The sequence below is a fragment of the Kitasatospora sp. NPDC059577 genome, from assembly GCF_042735475.1.
Taxonomy (GTDB): domain Bacteria; phylum Actinomycetota; class Actinomycetes; order Streptomycetales; family Streptomycetaceae; genus Kitasatospora.
On the sequence record NZ_JBHWBZ010000028.1, the window covers coordinates 34742 to 51431 of the forward strand.

Consider the following 16690-nt stretch of genomic DNA (forward strand, 5'->3'; position numbering starts at 1 on the left):
TGTTGCTCGGGCTGGGCCGCGGCGCCCCCCCCTCTGCCCCCCCCCTTCCCCGCGCCCCCCCCCGGGCCCCCCCCCCCGGGGGCGCCCCCCCGGGGGGGGCGGGGGGGCCCCCCCGGACGGGAGGGGTCAGCCGTCGATGCGGTGCTGGCTCCAGAAGGAGCTCAGGTCGACGGTGGTGGCGGCCTGGGCCGCGGCCTTGAACTCCGCGGTGGTGGACACCCCGTACCAGTGCGCCTGCGCGTAGCTGCGCAGCAGCGTGGTCATCGCGGTGTCGCCGATGGTGCGGCGCAGGTCGTGCAGGGCGCACTTGCCGTAGCCGTAGACGACCGTGGAGTAGCGGTTGGAGTTGGCGTCCCAGTACGCCATCGAGTTGGTGATCCGTTCCGCCGACGAGGCCCAGGAGACGCTGTTCCAGCAGCCGTTGCCGGTCTTGCCGAGGGCGAGGTCGGTGGCGTAGTCGGTGAACGCCTCGTCCAGCCAGGGGCTGTTGTACTCGTCGTCGCCCACGATGCCGTACCACCACTGGTGGCCGATCTCGTGGGTGAGCGCCGTGGTGCTGACCAGGTCGAGGACGAAGCCCGGGTACTCCATGCCGCCGAACCAGAAGCTGTTGTCGATCACCGCGTCCAGTTCGCCGTACGGGTAGGCCCCGTAGCGCTGGGCGTGCGCGTCGACCGCCGAGGTCGCGGTGGTGAGCATCGACTTGGCGTCCGCGCTGCTGATCCCCGCCACCGAGTAGACGTTGACCTTCACGCCGGCCGCGGAGGTGCCGGAGATCCTGGTGAACGGCCCGGCGCCCCAGGCGAAGTCGCGCACCTTGCTCGCGGTCGCCTTGGTGACGGTCCGCCCGGCCGCGCCGGGGGTGTCCACCGAGGTGCCGGTCGCGGGCACCAGCAGGCCGGACGGGTGGTCCAGGGTGACGGTGAAGTCCGAGGCCACGGTGTAGAAGGACTCGCCGTTGTTGGTGTACGGGTCGAGGTGCCAGCCGGCCGCGTCCCGGACTGCCAGGACGGGCAGGGCGTTGCCGAGGAAGTTGTAGGCGCCGTCGTGGCCGAAGCGGTCCGCGCCGCTCGGCACGGTGATGCCGAGGTCGAAGCCGACGGTGCCGCTCTGCCCCTGGGCGAGCGGCGCCGGCAGGGTGACCTTGAGCGCGGTGCAGTCCACCGAGAGCGGGGAGGGCGTGCCGCCGGTCACGTTGGTCACGGTGATCGGGGTGCTGGGGCAGCTGCCGTGGGCGTTGTCCCACAGCCGCAGGTACACCTCGTTCAGCGGGGTGGGCGAGGCGTTGCCGAAGGTGACGCTCTCGTGCCCGGTCCAACTGCTCCCGGAGGCGTCGCTGGTGAGGCTGACGGTGTACCCGGGCGCGGACGGGGTGCGGGTCGGGTCACCGGGCTGGGGCGGGGTGGTGCCGCCGCCGGAGGCGTCCAGGGTGACGTCGTCCAGGACGAAGCCGGTCTGCAGGCTGGAGTCCTCGACCCCGGTGAAGGCGAGCGTCGCGGTCTGCCCGGCGAACGCGGAGACGTCGACGGTCTTGTGCACGTACCCGTTCCCGGCGTCCAGGTTGGAGTAGCTGGCCAGGGTGGTCGAGCCGAGCTTGACGGTCAGTTTGTCGTAGGCGGTGCTGGTGGTGGTCTCGGCGGTGTCGACGTGCAGCCAGAACCCGAGCGTGGCCGTCGCGCACCCGGTGGGGAGGGTGAGGGTCTGCGAGAGCGTGTCGGTGTGGGTCGAGCCGTAGCCGTCGAGCCAGGCGTAGGAGCTGCCGGAGTGCGCGCTCTGGCCGCTGTCGGCGGTGATCGCGCCGCTGGGTGCGGTCCACGGCGAACTGCCGGACTCGAAACCGCCGTTGGTCACCACCTGGGCGGGTGTGCAGTCCGCGGCGCTCGCCACATTGGGGGTGGCGAGTGCCGCGAGTCCGGCTGCCGCGAACAGGGCGGCGCCGGTCAGGGCATGCAGGAGTCTTCTCATCGGAACCTCTCGTGGGGAGCGGGCCGGGAGCAGCAGCGTGACAGCAAACCCGCACCTTTGAAAGGCTCATGACACCAAGTGCCCCGGCGCCGCCCGGGCCCACCCCGGTCCCACCCGGGCGCCGGCAGCGGCGCGGACGCCCCCACCGGCGCCGTCGGCCCGCGGACCGACGGAGCGATCAGCGCGGGTCGACCAGCTCCGGGGCGAAGACCGTACCGAGCGGCTCCGGGCCGATGTACTGCTGGCAGTTGCACGGCCGCGCCTCGAACTGCAGCGGGCGGCGGTCGGCGTCCCACGCGGTCGGCGCCTCGACCTCCTCGTGGCAGCGCCCCTGCTTGTCGTGCTTGGCCAGGTGGTGGGTGCAGCCGCAGATCGGCTCCGGCGGACGGTTGGCCGCCTCCAGGGCGGCGTGCCGACGCTCGGTGGCCGCGAGCAGTTCCATCTTCCGCTCGTGCCGCACCTTCAACGCCTGCCGCGCGTCCTTGACGATCCACCCGCTGCCGTACAGGACGACGGGCAGCACCCACCACATGCTGAGGACCTGGTCCACTGACTCTCCCCCGATCGGGCCGATTCCAGCCGCTGATCATACTGCTGACCAGGGGTGACCGACCCCTGACGGGAGCGCCTCGTCAGCGGATGACCGCGGGCGTCAGCGGATGACCGGGAGCACCGACCGGGCGCTGCGCCCGGTCGCCGCCTCGATGAAGTCCACCGGATCGGCGACCTCCGCCAGCAGCGCCCGGGTGGCGTCCAGCGCCGCCCCGGGCGGCGGCGGGCCGCCGACGGCCGCGATCAGGTCGAGCAGGTGGACGGTCGCCTCCATCAGCGCCACCTCCCCGAGCGCGCCGACCCGCACGCTGCCGAGCAGCGGGTGCGCCACCGTCGCGTCCGGCGGCAGGTCCGCGATCCCGGCCAGGGCGGCCGGCCCCTCGACCCCGAACCGCGCGATCAGCACAGCCGGCGCGGTCCGCTCCGCGACCTCCTTCGCGGCCTCGGCGACCTGCCCCGCGGCGGTGTGCGCGATGCCCCCGGGCCGGTTGTAGGCCCGCAGGATCCCGGCACCGGTGGTGACCTCGGCCGGGCCGTCGACGACGGCGTCGCGCAGCCCGGTGAACATCTCCGGCACCGGCGCCACGTGCGTGTACAGCTCCCGGACGGTCCACGCGGGCAGCCGGGTCGGCCGGTCCCAGTCCTCGGCGCTCAGCGCCGCTCCGCGCTCCGCCCAGGAGCCCCAGGCCTCCGCCAACATCACACGCACCGGGTCGTTCTGACTGTTCATCGGCCCTCCTGGGAACTGTGGTCGGGGAACGGCCCACGCTACCCGGCACCGTCCGAAAACCACTTGCCGCCCCCGGACCCGGCCGCCACGATCGGCCCATGACCACCTCCCCCGCCCGCCCGCTGCCCGTGACCTCCGCCGCCCGCCCGGCCCCGGTCCGACAGCAGCCCGGCCGCCCACGCAGGACCGACGCCGCCCGCACGTGAGGGCCGCGCTGGTCGCGGGGCTGCTCGCCGGGTTCGGCGTCGCCGTCCCGGTGGGGGCCGTCGGGGCCTACCTGGTCGCGCTCAGCGCGCGGACCTCGCTGCGCACCGGCGCCTGCGCCGCCCTCGGGGTGGCCGCCGCCGACGGGCTGTACGCGCAGCTCGCCGCGGTCGGCGGCGGAGGCCTCGCCCCGCTGCTCGAACCCGTCGCCGGGCCGCTGCGGACCGGATCCGCCCTGGTGCTGCTGGCCCTGGCGGCCCGGACGGCGCACGGCGCGCTGCGCCGCCGCCCCCGGGCCGCCGCGTCGCCGGAACGGGCCTCGGAGCCGACCCCGCCCACGCCCGGCCGGGCCTTCCTCGCCCTGCTCGGGATCACCCTGCTGAACCCGCTCACCGTGCTCTACTTCGCCGCCCTGGTGCTGGGCGGCGCGGGCCGGGACGGCGCGGCCTCGGGCACCCTCGCCCGGGCCGTGTTCGTCGCCGCCGTGTTCGCCGCCTCGGCCGGCTGGCAGCTGCTGCTGGCCGCGGGCGGGGCGTTGCTGGGGCGAGCGCTGACCGGTCCGCGCGGCCGACTACTCACCGCACTCGGGTCCTCCGCCCTGGTCGCCGGGCTCGCCGTCCGGGTGCTGGTCGGCTGACCAGGGAAATCGCCGGATCCGAAGATCGGTTCCGGCGCACCCGTTTACGACCGATTCCTACCTTGTATCCTGGATCTGTATCCGTTGCGTGACATCCACGGCGCGACACCCTCGCGCGACACCCCCCGGGAGCGCGGACATGGCCGAGCGGGACGGCACCGAGAAGCGGGGGCGGCTGAGCCGCCCGCTGGTGCTCGCCGCCGCCGTCGCCCTGGTCGACCGCGAGGGCCTGGCCGCGCTGACCATGCGCCGCCTGGCCGCCGAGCTGGGCGTCGAGTCGATGGCCCTGTACCGGTACACCCCGGGCAAGGAGGCCCTGCTCGACGGCCTGATCGAGTCCTACTTCACCGAGGTCAACGCCCGGCTGCGGACCAACGCCGACAACGGGCCGCCCGAGTCGACCCGGCACCGGCCCGAATGGCGCCTGGAGCTGAGCCGGATCGCCCGGTCCTTCGCCGCCGCCGCGCACGCCCACCCCGAGATCCTGCCGCTGGTCGCCACCCGGCCGCTGACCGTCCCGCTGGCCCGGCGCCCGGCGCCGGTGCTCGAACTCACCGAGCACATCCTCGCGGTGCTCGGCCGGGCCGGCTTCGACGACGCCACCGCGCTGGCCGTCTACCGCACCTTCGTGGCCTGGAACCTCGGCTGCCTGCTGGTGGACAAGCGCCAGGTGGTCGACAACCCGGACGAGCCGGAGCCGGTGCTGCGGCTCGGGCTGCACCGGCTGCCCGCCGCCGACTACCCCCGGCTGCGGGCCCTCGCGCCCCGCTTCACCGAGTTCGACGACGACGCCGAGCTGCTGGCCGGCCTCGACAGCTTGCTGGACGGGATGCCGCAGCCACCCCTTGACGCGTTCTACGGCGGCGACGCATCCTGAGGATACGAGGTACACGTCGGACATATCCCCTGATATCGGCGCCACCGACGGCTGCCGGGAAACCGCGGCCGCGCACCGGAGGGCGCCCGGAAGAAGTCCCCATGTCCGCCGTTCCGCACGCATCACCCGACGACGACATCCTGCGCCTCCACGTCACCTCAGAGGACCCGGAGGCCCTGCGCGCCCTGCTGCGCGAGAACCGTCCCGACGTCGGCGGACGCCCGCACGTCGAGGCGGACGGTCGCATCGGCATCGACGTCTACACCACGGCCGACCGGATCCCGGACCTCGAACGCGAGGGCGTCACGGTCACCCGGACCGGCAACGCCAGCGAGGCCGGGCGCGCCGCCCAGGCCGAGGTCGGCAGCGGCGACCGGTTCACCCCCGACGACGCCGTCCCGCACGGCCTGGCCACCAAACTCGCCGGCTGACCCGGGAGGCCCGTCATGCCGTACCTGAACGTCACCGAGGTCGAGTCCGCCGTGACCAGCCTGGCCACCGCCTACCCCGGCCTCACCCAACTCGTCACCCTGCCCGAGCCCTCGTTCGAGGGCCGCACCGCCCACGCCCTGGTGATCGGCGAACCCGCCGCGACACCCAAGCCGTGCGTGCTGATGATCGGCGGCGTACACGCCCGCGAATGGGGCAGCTGCGAGATCCTCGTCCACCTGGCGGCCGACCTGCTGGAGGCCCACCGCAACGGCACCGGCCTCGGCTACGGCGGCACGGCGTTCACCGCGGGCCAGGTCAGCGGTCTGCTGCACCGTCTCGACCTGGTCGTCTACCCGCTGGTCAACCCCGACGGCCGGAACTACAGCCAGACCGTCCGGCCGATGTGGCGCAAGAACCGCAACCCGGCCAACGCCGGCGGCAACCCGGACTCGGACTGCGTCGGCGTCGACCTCAACCGCAACTACGACTTCCTCTTCGACTTCGTCACCGCCTTCGACCCGAAGGCCGACCCCCAGGTGTCGACCGACCCGTGCGACCAGCAGGTCTACGCCGGACCGAGCCCGTTCTCCGAGCCGGAGACCCGCAACGTCCAGTGGCTGCTGGACCAGCTCCCGCTGACCCGGTGGTTCGTCGACGTGCACAGCTACTCCCAGGACATGCTCTACAACTGGGGCGACGACGACAACCAGTCGGTCGACCCCGACATGAATTTCCGCAACTCCGCGTACGACGGCAAGCGCGGCCTGCCCGGCGACCTCGCCTACTCCGAGTACATCCCCAAGGAGGACGAGGACGCCGCCGTCCTGCTCGCCGAGGCGTTCTGCAAGGGCGTCAACGGCGTCCGCGGCCTGTCATACAAGCCGATGACCGGCTTCCACCTGTACCCGACCAGCGGGACCAGCGACGACTACGCCTACTCCCGCGGGTTCGCCGATCCCGACCTGGGCAAGGTGCTCGGCTTCACCATCGAGTGGGGCACCGAGTTCCACCCCCGCTGGGCGGAGATGGAGGAGATCATCCGCGACGTGGACGCCGGGCTGGTGCAGTTCTGCCTGGCGACCGCCTGACCCACCCCGGGTCCCCGGCCCACCCCCAGCCACAGTGCCCGACAGCAGGGCGCCCGCCGCGACCGATCGCGGCGGGCGCCCTGGCGTGCTGCTCAGGAAGCCCGGTGTTCAGGCGGCCCGGTGGAACACCGGATCCGCTCGCCGGAAGGGCATCACCGCACCTCCCCTTCTCCGACCGCCCGGGCCGGTGGTCACTCCCGTCGGTGGTCGCTCCCGTCGGCGCCGCCGGTCGGGAGGCGTGGTCGCCGTGGGACGTGGTCGCCGGGGGAGGTGTTCTGCTTCGATCCGCGGTGTCGGGACCGCGGTGGGAGTGCGCCGGGGAGGGCCCACGGTGCCACCCGTGAGCCGCCCCCGGGCGCTGTACGCCTTACGAGGCACACGTACGTCGTATACGAGTCTGCTCGCACCCCCACGAGCAGGTCAAGGGCGAGCCGGGCGGCCTGTCGCCTCAGACCCGGGCGCCCAGCATCCGCAGCACCAACTCGCCGTAGCGGCGGCCGAGTTCCTCCGGCGTCTCGGTCGACCGGTCGGTGTACCAGCGGGAGACGTCGATCCCGAGCGAGGTGACCGCGCGCGCCGCCGTCCGCACCTCCGAGACCTGGAAGTCGCCGGCCGCCGCGCCCTCCTCGATCAGCGCGCTGACCTCGCGCTCGATGTCCAGCCGCAGCGCCGCGACCACCGCGTAGGCGTCCTCGGGCAGCGCGTGCAGCTCGTAGTTGACCACCCGCCCGACCGTCCGGGCCCGGGCGTGCCAGGCGGTGAACTGCTCGACCAGCCGCCGCATCCGCTCCGCCGGACCGCCCCCGCCCGCCACGGCGTCCCGGACCAGGGCCAGCGTGGCGGCGTGCCCGGCCCGGCTGATCTCGGCCAGCAGGGCGGCCTTGGACTGGTAGTGGATGTACAGCGCGGCCGGGCTCATCCCGGCGGCGGTGGCGATGTCCCGGGTGGTGGTGGCGTGGAAGCCGCGCTCCGCGAACGACTCGACGGCCGCCTGGAGCAGCCGGTACGCCGCCTCGGGGCGGGTGTCGGCGCCGGGCAGGGTCGGCCAGAGGTCGGCCATCGGGGTGCTGGTCATGGCGTCATCCTCCCAGAGACCCGCACGGGAACTCGTACAGGTTTTCCCACCGATCGCCGGACGGCACCGGCGGACGGTCGGCAGGCTGTTGACAGGCTCCCGCACCGACAGCATGCTGAGCAAGCGCTTAGTCAGCAAGCGCTCGGCCGCCGCCTCGGTCGTCGCCCCGGTCGCCGACGAGACCCGTCGCGGTCCGGGTCCGTCGGGGTCCGGGTCCGTCGCGGTCCGGGTCCGTCGCGGTCGAGACCCCCGTGGGAAAGGCAGGACGCTCCGTGGTGCACTCCTTCAAGGGCCGGGTGGCCGTCGTCACCGGATCGAGCCGGGGCATCGGCCTCGGCATCGCGCGCGAACTGGTCGACCGCGGCGCCAAGGTCTGCCTCACCGCCCGCAACCCCGAGCCGCTGGCGCAGGCCGTCCAGGACCTGGGCGGGCCGGAGAACGCCATCGCCGTCGCGGGCAAGGCCGACGACCCGGCGCACCAGGAGGAGGCCGTCGCCCGCACCCTGGAGGCCTTCGGCCGGCTCGACCACCTGGTCAACAACACCGGTATCAACCCGGTCTACGGGCCGGTCCTCGGCACCGACGAGGCCGCCGCCGCCAAGATCCTGGCCGTCAACGTGCTCGGCCCGCTCGCCTGGACCCGCCGTGCTCACGCCGCGTGGATGGGCAAGCACGGCGGCTCGGTCGTCAACGTCGCCTCCATCGCCGGCATCCGCGCCTCCGCCGGGATCGGCATGTACGGCGTCAGCAAGGCCGCGCTGATCCGGCTCACCGTCGAACTCGGCGCCGAACTGGGCCCGCAGGGCATCCGGGTCAACGCCGTCGCGCCCGCCGTGGTCAAGACCAAGTTCGCCGAGGCGCTGTACGAGGGCCGCGAGGAGCAGGTCGCCGCCGCCTACCCGCTCGGCCGGCTCGGCGTCCCCGAGGACATCGCCGGCGCGGTCGCCTTCCTGCTCTCCCCCGACGCCGGCTGGATCACCGGCCAGACCCTCGTCGTCGACGGCGGAGTCACCCTCGGCGGTGGCATGTGACGGCCGAGCTCGCGGACCGGGGCGTCGTCGTCACCGGCGCCGGTCGGGGCATCGGGGCCGCGCTGGCCCGGGCCTTCGCCGCCGCCGGGGCCCGGGTCGTAGTCAACGACCTGGACGCCGACTCCGCGCGCGCCGTCGCCGCGGACTGCGGCGGCACCGCCCTGCCCGGTGACGCCGCCTCCGCCGCCGGCCTCGCCGACCTGGTCGACCGGGCCCGCACGGCACTCGGCGAGATCGACGTGTGGTGCGCCAACGCCGGCGTCGCCCCGGTCGGCGGGGCCGACGCGCCCGCCGCCGCCTGGGCGAGCGCCTGGGAGGTCAACGTGCTGGCCCACGTCCGGGCCGCCGACCTGCTGCTCCCCCGCTGGCTGGAGCGCGGCGAGGGCCGCTTCCTGTCCACCGTCTCCGCCGCCGGGCTGCTCACCATGCTGGGCTCCGCACCGTACGCGGTGAGCAAGCACGGGGCACTCGCCTTCGCCGAGTGGCTGTCCGCGACCTACCGCCACCGGGGTGTACGGGTGCACGCGCTCTGCCCGCAGGGCGTGCGCACCGACATGCTCGCCTCCACCGGTGCCGTCGGCGAGGCCCTGCTCGCGCCGACCGCGTTGGACCCGGAGGACGTCGCCGAGGCGACGCTGACCGCGCTGCGCGAGGACCGTTTCCTGATCCTGCCGCACCCCGAGGTCGCCGAGTACTACCGAGTCCGGGCCACCGAGCCGGACCGCTGGATCGCCGGGATGAACCGGCTCCAGCAGGGGCTGGAGAGGAGTGAGGCGCTGTGAGGGCCTGGCAGGTCGCGGAGCTCGGCGAGCCGGAAGCGGTGATGCGGCTCGTCGAGGCGGTGCCGCGGCCGGTGCCCGGTCCCGGTCAGCTGCTGGTCCGGGTGCGGGCCGCCGCCGTCAACTTCCCCGACGCGCTGATGGTGCGCGGGCAGTACCAGGTCCGGCCGCCGCTGCCGTTCACGCCCGGCGTGGAACTGTGCGGCGAGGTCGCGGACGGGCCGCGGCGCGGCGAGCGGCTGATCGGGAACCCGGTGCTGCCGCACGGCGCCTTCGCCGAGTACGCGCTGCTGGACGCCGCGGCCGCGTTCCCGGCACCCGGGGCGCTGGACGACGCCGAGGCCGCAGCACTGCACATCGGCTACCAGACCGCGTGGTTCGCGCTGCACCGCCGCGCCCGGCTGCTGGCCGGCGAGACCCTGCTGGTGCACGCGGCGGCCGGCGGGGTCGGCAGCGCCGCCGTCCAGCTCGGCCGCGCCGCCGGGGCCCGGGTGATCGCCGTGGTCGGCGGCCCGGCCAAGGCGGAGGCGGCCCGTGCGCTCGGCGCCGACCTCGTGGTGGACCGGACGGCCGGGGACTTCGTCACCGCGGTCAAGGAGGCCACCGGCGGGCGCGGCGCGGACGTGGTCTTCGACCCGGTCGGCGGCGACGCCTACACCGGCTCCGCGCGGTGCGTCGCCTTCGAGGGCCGGATCGTCGTGGTCGGCTTCGCCGCCGGGCAGATCCCCGCGCCCGCGCTCAACCACGCCCTGGTGAAGAACTACGCGATCCTCGGCCTGCACTGGGGCCTGTACAACACCCACGACCCGGGCGCCGTCCGCGCCGCGCACGACGAGCTGACGAAGCTCGCCGAGCAGGGCACGGTCCGGCCCCTGGTGAGCGACCGGGTGCCGTTGGCGGGGGCCGCGGACGCCGTCCGGCGGGTCGCCGGCGGGCTGAGCACCGGCCGGATCGCCGTCCTCGGCGACTGACCGTCACCGGGTCCGCCACCGGCCTGCCGCAGCCGGGTCCGCCACCGGCCTGCCGCAGCCGGTTCCGCCACCGCCGGTCTGCCGCAGCCGGGTCCGCCTTCCCCCGGAAACCTGGCTGCGGCAGGCCCGGAGTCCTGCCAGGATGCCCGGATGACATCCTTTTCCGCCGCTCGCGACTCGTTGGAGGGCTTGGCCCTCGGGGACGGATTCGGGGAGCGCTGGTTCCCCCTCTTCCGCTCGCCCCGGGAGGCGTTCGAGCAGATCCGGGCCCGGCGCACACCGGAGGAGGGGCCCTGGCACTGGACCGACGACACCGCGATGGCACTGTCGGTCTTCGGGGTCCTGACCGCCTTCGACGCGGTGCACCAGGAGCGGCTGGCCCAGGCCTTCGGGGCGACCTACCGGGCGGACGACGGCCGCGGCTACGGGTACGGCATGCACGTGCTGCTGCCCGAACTGGCCGCGCAGCCCGCGAGTTGGCGCACCAGGGCGCACGGGCTGTTCGACGGCCAGGGCAGCCTCGGCAACGGCGCGGCGATGCGGGTGGCCCCGCTGGGCGCCTGGTTCCACACCGACCTGGACGAGGCGGCGGAGCAGGCGGCGCTGTCCGCCGAGGTCACCCACGCGCACCCCGAGGGCGTGGCCGGGGCGGTGGCCGTCGCCCTGGCGGCGGCCCTCGCCGCGCGCGGCCGCACCGGCCCCGCGCCCGTCGGCGCCGAGTTGCTGGCCGAGGTCGCCGACCGCACCCCGGCCGGCGCCGTCCGCGACGGGCTGCGACGGGCCGGCGAGCTGTCCCCGGCGACCGAGCCGTGGCGGGCGGCCGACCTGCTCGGCAACGGGCAGCAGATCCGGGCGAGCGACACCGTGCCCTTCGCCCTGTGGTCCGCCGCGCACCACGTGGACGATCTGGCCGACGCCCTGTGGACCACCGCCGAGGGCCTGGGTGACGTGGACACCACCTGCGCCATCACCGGCGGCGTGGTCGCCGCCCGCACCGGCCTCGCCGACGTGCCGCAGGAGTGGCTGGCCTGCCGCGAACCGCTCCCCGACTGGGTCGCCGAGGCAGAGGCGGAGGCAAGGGCGGAGGCGACTGACTGACTGACGGATCGTCAGGAGGTTGTCCGGCCCTGCCGCGACCGGGACGGGTTCCGCGCGGGGAGCCGCCCGGGCGGGTGGACGCTGAGCGCGCCGGGCGGGCGGACGCTCAGCGGGCCAGCGCGCGGGCGTCGCCCATCACCACCACCGGGTGCAGCGCGGGGTCGAGGGCGAGGAGCAGTTCGCGCATGCGGTCGGTGGTCAGTCCGATGCAGCCGTGGGTGGGCCCGCCGTGGTCGACGTGCAGCCAGATGCCTCCGCCGTACCCCGCACCGCGCGGGCGGCGTCGGTCGAGCGGGGAGGAGCCCGGTACGCGGTTGTAGTCGATGGCCACCACGTAGTCGAAGGCCCCGGCGAGCGACTCGCCCGCGAAACCGGTGCCGGAGATGTCGAAGGCGTCGGAGCGGTCGTAGGGCAGCCGGGTGCCCGGGTCGGGAAGGCGCCCGCCGGCGTCGCCGAGGGTGAAGACGCCGATCGGCGAGCGCAGGTCGCCCTCGTGGTGGTCCGAGGTCCAGCCGTCCCTGGCGTTGCGGGTGGGCCAGGACGGTCCGGCGAGCCAGCCGTCACCGTCGTTGCGGTAGAGGACGGCGCGGCCGGTCGTGGCGTCGGGGCCGTCCCCGGTGACGACCAGTGCCTGCCTGGTCCCGGCGGGCACGTCTGCCAGCAACTTCGGCCCGACGCCTGGGAGTTGGCGCGGCAGCTCGGGAGGCGCGGGTCGGGCCGCCGGCGCCACCGCGGGCGCGGGCGGTGCGGGCGTGAACGGTGGGGGCGTGGGGGTGTCGGGGACGGCCGCGGCCGGTGGCGCGGGCGGCCCGGCGGTAGCGGGCGCGCAGCTCACCAGGAGCAGCGCCAGCCCTGCGAGGGCGCGACGGGGTAGGGACATGGCGGTTCGGCCTTCGGGAAAGGGGTTTCAGGAGGAGGACGTCGGGTGGAAGGGGGCGGGCCGGATCAGCCGCGCGGGGCCTTCGCGGGCGGCCGGTCGTTCCCGGTCGTCCGGATCGAGTCGAGCACCTGCCGTACCTGCAGCAGCGTCGATTCGGACGGCTGGCGCAGGCACGCCTCCAGCTCGATCAGTGCGGGTGCACCGTCGCGGACGATGCTGCGGCGCCCGACGAGCGCCCGGGTGCCGCCGTCCATCGCGCAGAACGCGGGGGGCTGCTCGTCGGTGAGGGTGACCGGGCTGCCGGGGGCCTGCTCGATCCGGCTCGGGTCGTCGACCAGTTGGAGGACGAGGAAGGCGCCGTCAGCCGCGAGCGGTCCGAGGGGGGCGCAGACACCCTTCGACGGGCAGGGCGTCGCCCCGAGCGGCTCGGTGGCGATGAAGCCGATGCCGTCACGGGGGTTGCCGGTGATGCCGTCGCGGGAGTGCCAGCCGTACGGCACCTCGACGACCAGGTCCGGGAGGGACGCGAAGCGGGTGGCCGACCCCGGGGGCACGACCATGCCGGACGGCTCCCCCGCCGGTGCGGGCGAGGCCGGGGCAACGGCGGACGGCGCCCCCGCCGGCCCCGCGGCCACCCCGTGCTCCGGTGCCGGTGCGATGGCGGGCGCGGCCGCCAGGACCGCGGCGAGCAGCCCGCCGGTCAGCCCGGCGCCGAGCCCGGCGGCCCGCCGCCGGCGGCTGGTCCGGGCGACCCGGGCGCGGACCCGGTCCATCCGGTCCTCGGGGGCCGCCAGGTGCGGTGCGGCCTCGTGGAGCAGGAACCGCAGCTCCTGCTCCACCTCGGTGTCGGCGGGCCGGTGACCGTCCGGGTCCAGCAGGTCAGATCCGTTCACGGTGTCCTCCGTCCAGCAGCAGCTCCCGGGCCGGCAGCCGGCCGCGCAGTGCGGCCAGCGCGTGGTGCGTCTGACTCTTGACCGTTCCGGTGCTGCAGCGCAGTGCCTCGGCGGTCTCCTCCACGCTGAGGTCCTCGAAGAAGCGCAGCACGACCACGGCCCGCTGGCGCGGCGGCAGTGCCCGGACGGCCTGGGCGACGACCTGCCCGAGCACCACGTCCTCGTACGGGTCCGCGCCCGGCGTCGGCCGGTCCGGGAGTTCGTCGTGCGGCAGTTCCCCGGTCCAGCGGCGGCGCCACCAGGAGACGTGGCAGTTGACCAGGACCTTCCGCAGGTACGCCTCGGGCCGGTCGATGGAGATCCGGTCCCACTTGGGCCAGACCTTGGCGAGCGCGGTCTGCAGCAGGTCCTCGGCCTGGTGCCGGTCGCCGGTCAGCAGCCAGGCCACGCGCAGCAGTTTCGGGCCGCAGGCGGCGACGAACTCCTCGAAGCCCGGTGTCGCGTCCCTCATCGTGCTGTCCCCGCCATGGTGTCCGTGCCGTTCCCGTCAACTGCGGCGGCCTGGTGGGCCGCGTCCGTCGTGTCATTCTCACGGCTGCTGAACGCGATGGGTGACGCACCTGGTTGTACGCCTGGCGGAAGAATTTTTCGGCGGGTCGAGGCGGAGCGCCCGACGGCCGGGAAGCGGCCGGGACTTGGCCGGGCGGCGGGCGGGCGACCGGCCGGCGGCACCAGGACGGCCCCGCTCCCCGGGTGACCGAGGGCACACCGCCCGGTGCCCGCCCCGGCGGCCTCCCCGGGCCTCAGCCGGTGACCTCCACGGTGACCTCGTAGGTGCGCTGGTCGGGCGGGCACGCGCGGGCCTCGCCGCACATGGTCCGGGTGGCGGTGAGGCGGGCGGTGCCGGGGGTGTGGGCGGCGAAGGTGGTGGTGACGGTGCCGCAGCCGCCGCCGGGGCGGCAGGAGGGGGACGGGACGGTGGCCGGGGTGCCGCTCGGGGCGGCGACGTCGGGGGCGGAGCTGGTGGCGGCGGACCAGTAGGTGGTGTGGAGCGCGAGCGTGACGGTCGTGCCGACGGCCACCTTCAGGGTGGTGTGGTCGGCGTGCTCGTCCACCGTGACGGCCCCCGGGCTCGGGGTGCCCTGGGCGGGGGCGGTCGCCGAGGGGCCCGTCCCAGTGGAGGCGCAGCCGGTGAGGGCGAGCAGGGCGGAGGTCAGAGCCAGGGCGGCGGGTCTTCTCGGGTTCACGGGGGTTCCTTCTGACGGTGTGCGAGCGGTACCGGTTCGACGTACCGACGGCCTGATCGGATCCCCCCCCCCGGGATCGGATGTTTCCCCGGGGTCGGATCCCCCCCGGGGTCGGAAACGGCACCGGGGCGGGCGCTGGGCCCACCCCGGTGCGTTCGGCGCGGTCGTCGTCAGGAGACGGTCACGTCGTCGTAGTAGGTGTAGGTCGGGTCACCCGGGTAGTTGTCGTCGTGGTTGCTCAGGGTGAGGGTGTAGGAGTGGCCCGGGGTGACGGTGGCGGTCTTGTTGGTCCAGGTCCCGGTGGTGGTGCAGGTCTTGGCGAGCACCGTGGTGGTGGTGCCGGTGGTGTTGTCCTTCAGGGTGGCGGTGGCCCAGTCGTAGGTGACGGTGTCGTCGCAGGTGTTGCTGTACCAGAAGGACACCTTGCTGGAGCCGGTCGGCGCGGTGAAGGTCTGGGCGATCGAGGAGTCTCCGGTCGGGTTGGTGGAGCCGACCATGGCGCCGTAGCTGCCGCTGTGGGCGGCGGAGGCGGGGGCGGAGGTGGAGCCGGCGGCGGTCCAGCCGGTCAGGTTGCCGGTCTCGAAGGTGCCGTTGGTGACGGCGGTGCCGCCGCCTCCGGAGGTGGACTCGGTCCAGCTGAAGCCGGTGCTGCCGACGGCGCCGGTGGTGTCGGTCGCGGTGACCGTGACGCTGGAGGTGCCGGCGGCGGTCGGGGTGCCGGAGATCAGACCGGTCGAGGAGTTGATCGACAGGCCGGCGGGCAGGCCGGTGGCCGAATAGGTCAGGGTCTGGCCGGTGGCCGAGTCGGTGGCGTTGATCTGCAGGCTCGCCGCGGTGCCGACGGTGCCGCTCTGGTTGCCCGGGTTGGTGACGGTGACCGCGTTGCCGTGGGTCAGGATGGCGTGCGAGATCGCGCAGGAGTTGGTGTCGTTGGACCAGCTGGCCTGCTCGGCGTAGCTGCCGAAGGTGCCGAAGGAGACGTTGGCGGCGCCGCCGGTGCTGCCGGGCCGGATCCAGGCGCACTCGTCGGAGTTCTCCTGGCCGTTGTAGCTGCTGCCGGAGACGTGGTTGGTCCAGCCGCCGGCCGGGTTCTGGTCGGACATCATCTCGTGCCACTCGTGGCCGAGGGTCATCGTCCAGCCGTCCAGCGTGCCGGGCGAGTTGACGAAGCCGACGCCGCAGTTGGAGCCCGCGTCGATGTTGTACGGCTGGTTGGAGAAGGCGATGTCGCCGTAGGGCGAGCTCGCCGCACCGCCGGTGAGGGTGGTGTCGCCGTTCCAGTCGTGCCAGGCGCAGTACCCGGTGCTGGGGTTCTGGTAGTCGTCCGGGTTGGTGCCGTGCGGCGACAGGACGATGTAGTACGCGTCCCGGTTGGCGGCGGCGGTGGTGTTGCCGAAGTGGCCGGCGGCCTTGACCGCCTCCTGGGCGAGCTGGTTGCCGGTGGACTGGCTCGGCGAGGCGCCCGCGTTGTCGTACCAGACGCCGGACAGGACGCCGCCGCTCTGGTACGGGATGAAGTTGGCGTTGGACGGGCAGCTCACGGCTCCGGTGGCGACGTTGGGGCCGTCGCACCACTGGGTGAGGTCGGCGGACCAGGTCTCGCCGTTGGTGCCGATGCCCTTGAACATCTGCTGGGTGGCTCCGGCCGCTCCGGCCGAGTCGCCCGAGAACTTGGCGTTGCCGTTGGCGTCGGTGCTCTGGGTGCCCCACTGGTTGCCGTAGAACACCAGGTAGACCTTGGAGTGCCCGCTCTGCACGCCGATGCCGTCGACGCCGCCGCCGTAGGACAGCGTCTGCTGGCCGGTCGCGGCGGCCTGGTTGCGGGCGGCGAGCCACTTCTTGTAGTTCTCGTGCTGGGACATGCCGGGAACCGCGCCGTGCCGGTAGGGGTGGCCGTTCTGCGGGCTCCAGGGGTTGAACTCGTTCGCGGTGCTGCTCTGCGAACCGGAGATGTCCTGCGCGGAGGCCGGACCGGCGGCGCCGGCCAGGCCTGCGGCGGCGAGCGCGAGCGACGCCAGTCCGGTGATCGCCGCGTACTTCGCGCGACCGGTTCTGGGGGAGTGACCCATGGGTGAGGGTGCCTCTCTCTTCTGCCGACCGTCCCGCGGCCTTGAGGGGGCCGGGGACGATCCCTTTGTGGGGGTGAGCGGGCGGCGGATTTCCGCGGGAGTCAGGTCCGGTCGAATTCCTTCGCACACCCGGAATTGACTGGCCGTCGGTTCTCCGCTGCC

The 16690-nt window shown here is 74.3% G+C and carries 17 protein-coding genes; 8 read left to right on the forward strand and 9 right to left on the reverse strand.

Annotated features, from left to right (window positions below):
- Nucleotides 1-126: 126 nt before the first annotated feature.
- From ACFV0O_RS22115 to ACFV0O_RS22125, 3 genes are all read right to left on the reverse strand, one after another.
- Nucleotides 127-1965, reverse strand: a complete 1839-nt coding sequence (locus ACFV0O_RS22115) for a M1 family aminopeptidase (RefSeq protein WP_380344336.1) — start codon at nucleotides 1963-1965, stop codon at nucleotides 127-129.
- A gap of 178 nt (nucleotides 1966-2143) precedes the next feature.
- Entirely contained in the window at nucleotides 2144-2497 is a 354-nt protein-coding gene (locus ACFV0O_RS22120) for a hypothetical protein (RefSeq protein WP_360254548.1), read from the reverse strand.
- Nucleotides 2498-2617: 120 nt separating this feature from the next.
- On the reverse strand, nucleotides 2618-3247 hold the full coding sequence (locus tag ACFV0O_RS22125; protein WP_380344339.1) for a maleylpyruvate isomerase N-terminal domain-containing protein: 630 nt from the start codon (nucleotides 3245-3247) through the stop codon (nucleotides 2618-2620).
- Between the two features lie 202 nt (nucleotides 3248-3449).
- Here ACFV0O_RS22125 and ACFV0O_RS22130 point away from each other — a divergent pair, with 202 nt between their 5' ends.
- From ACFV0O_RS22130 to ACFV0O_RS22145, 4 genes are all read left to right on the forward strand, one after another.
- Nucleotides 3450-4088 (forward strand): LysE family transporter, encoded by a 639-nt coding sequence (locus tag ACFV0O_RS22130; protein WP_380344342.1) that lies wholly within the window; start codon nucleotides 3450-3452, stop codon nucleotides 4086-4088.
- Between the two features lie 139 nt (nucleotides 4089-4227).
- Nucleotides 4228-4965 (forward strand): TetR/AcrR family transcriptional regulator, encoded by a 738-nt coding sequence (locus ACFV0O_RS22135; RefSeq protein ID WP_380344344.1) that lies wholly within the window; start codon nucleotides 4228-4230, stop codon nucleotides 4963-4965.
- A gap of 101 nt (nucleotides 4966-5066) precedes the next feature.
- Nucleotides 5067-5396, forward strand: a complete 330-nt coding sequence (locus ACFV0O_RS22140; protein WP_380344347.1) for a hypothetical protein — start codon at nucleotides 5067-5069, stop codon at nucleotides 5394-5396.
- Between the two features lie 15 nt (nucleotides 5397-5411).
- Entirely contained in the window at nucleotides 5412-6485 is a 1074-nt protein-coding gene (locus tag ACFV0O_RS22145; RefSeq protein ID WP_380344350.1) for a M14 family metallopeptidase, read from the forward strand.
- A 448-nt stretch (nucleotides 6486-6933) separates the two neighbouring features.
- Here ACFV0O_RS22145 and ACFV0O_RS22150 read toward each other — a convergent pair whose 3' ends face one another.
- Nucleotides 6934-7560, reverse strand: a complete 627-nt coding sequence (locus tag ACFV0O_RS22150) for a TetR/AcrR family transcriptional regulator (protein WP_360254311.1) — start codon at nucleotides 7558-7560, stop codon at nucleotides 6934-6936.
- A gap of 272 nt (nucleotides 7561-7832) precedes the next feature.
- Here ACFV0O_RS22150 and ACFV0O_RS22155 point away from each other — a divergent pair, with 272 nt between their 5' ends.
- The 4 genes from ACFV0O_RS22155 (at nucleotide 7833) to ACFV0O_RS22170 (ending at nucleotide 11439) form a co-directional block, all read left to right on the forward strand.
- The gene (locus ACFV0O_RS22155) at nucleotides 7833-8591 is read left to right on the forward strand and encodes an SDR family oxidoreductase (protein ID WP_380344353.1); all 759 of its coding nucleotides are present in this window, start codon (nucleotides 7833-7835) and stop codon (nucleotides 8589-8591) included.
- Complete coding sequence (locus ACFV0O_RS22160; RefSeq protein WP_380344356.1) at nucleotides 8588-9373, forward strand: SDR family oxidoreductase; 786 nt, start codon at nucleotides 8588-8590, stop codon at nucleotides 9371-9373. Before ACFV0O_RS22155 ends, ACFV0O_RS22160 begins: the two co-directional genes overlap by 4 nt.
- Nucleotides 9370-10341 (forward strand): NADPH:quinone oxidoreductase family protein, encoded by a 972-nt coding sequence (locus ACFV0O_RS22165; RefSeq protein ID WP_380344359.1) that lies wholly within the window; start codon nucleotides 9370-9372, stop codon nucleotides 10339-10341. Before ACFV0O_RS22160 ends, ACFV0O_RS22165 begins: the two co-directional genes overlap by 4 nt.
- Before the next feature lie 150 nt (nucleotides 10342-10491).
- Nucleotides 10492-11439, forward strand: coding sequence for an ADP-ribosylglycohydrolase family protein (locus ACFV0O_RS22170; protein ID WP_380344362.1), 948 nt, complete (start codon nucleotides 10492-10494; stop codon nucleotides 11437-11439).
- A 106-nt stretch (nucleotides 11440-11545) separates the two neighbouring features.
- On the opposite strand, the gene ACFV0O_RS22175 is transcribed toward ACFV0O_RS22170, so the two are convergent.
- From ACFV0O_RS22175 to ACFV0O_RS22195, 5 genes are all read right to left on the reverse strand, one after another.
- Nucleotides 11546-12319: a L,D-transpeptidase family protein gene (locus ACFV0O_RS22175; protein ID WP_380344365.1), complete on the reverse strand. Its 774-nt coding sequence runs from the start codon at nucleotides 12317-12319 to the stop codon at nucleotides 11546-11548.
- Nucleotides 12320-12384: 65 nt separating this feature from the next.
- Nucleotides 12385-13212: a hypothetical protein gene (locus ACFV0O_RS22180; protein ID WP_380344368.1), complete on the reverse strand. Its 828-nt coding sequence runs from the start codon at nucleotides 13210-13212 to the stop codon at nucleotides 12385-12387.
- Nucleotides 13199-13723 carry a SigE family RNA polymerase sigma factor gene (locus ACFV0O_RS22185; protein WP_380344371.1) on the reverse strand — a complete coding sequence of 175 codons (525 nt, stop codon included), beginning with the start codon at nucleotides 13721-13723 and terminating at the stop codon, nucleotides 13199-13201. The genes ACFV0O_RS22180 and ACFV0O_RS22185 overlap by 14 nt, the downstream gene beginning before the upstream one ends.
- A 292-nt stretch (nucleotides 13724-14015) precedes the next feature.
- Nucleotides 14016-14459, reverse strand: coding sequence for a hypothetical protein (locus ACFV0O_RS22190; protein WP_380344374.1), 444 nt, complete (start codon nucleotides 14457-14459; stop codon nucleotides 14016-14018).
- Between the two features lie 170 nt (nucleotides 14460-14629).
- On the reverse strand, nucleotides 14630-16528 hold the full coding sequence (locus ACFV0O_RS22195; RefSeq protein WP_380344377.1) for a putative Ig domain-containing protein: 1899 nt from the start codon (nucleotides 16526-16528) through the stop codon (nucleotides 14630-14632).
- Nucleotides 16529-16690: the final 162 nt, after the last annotated feature.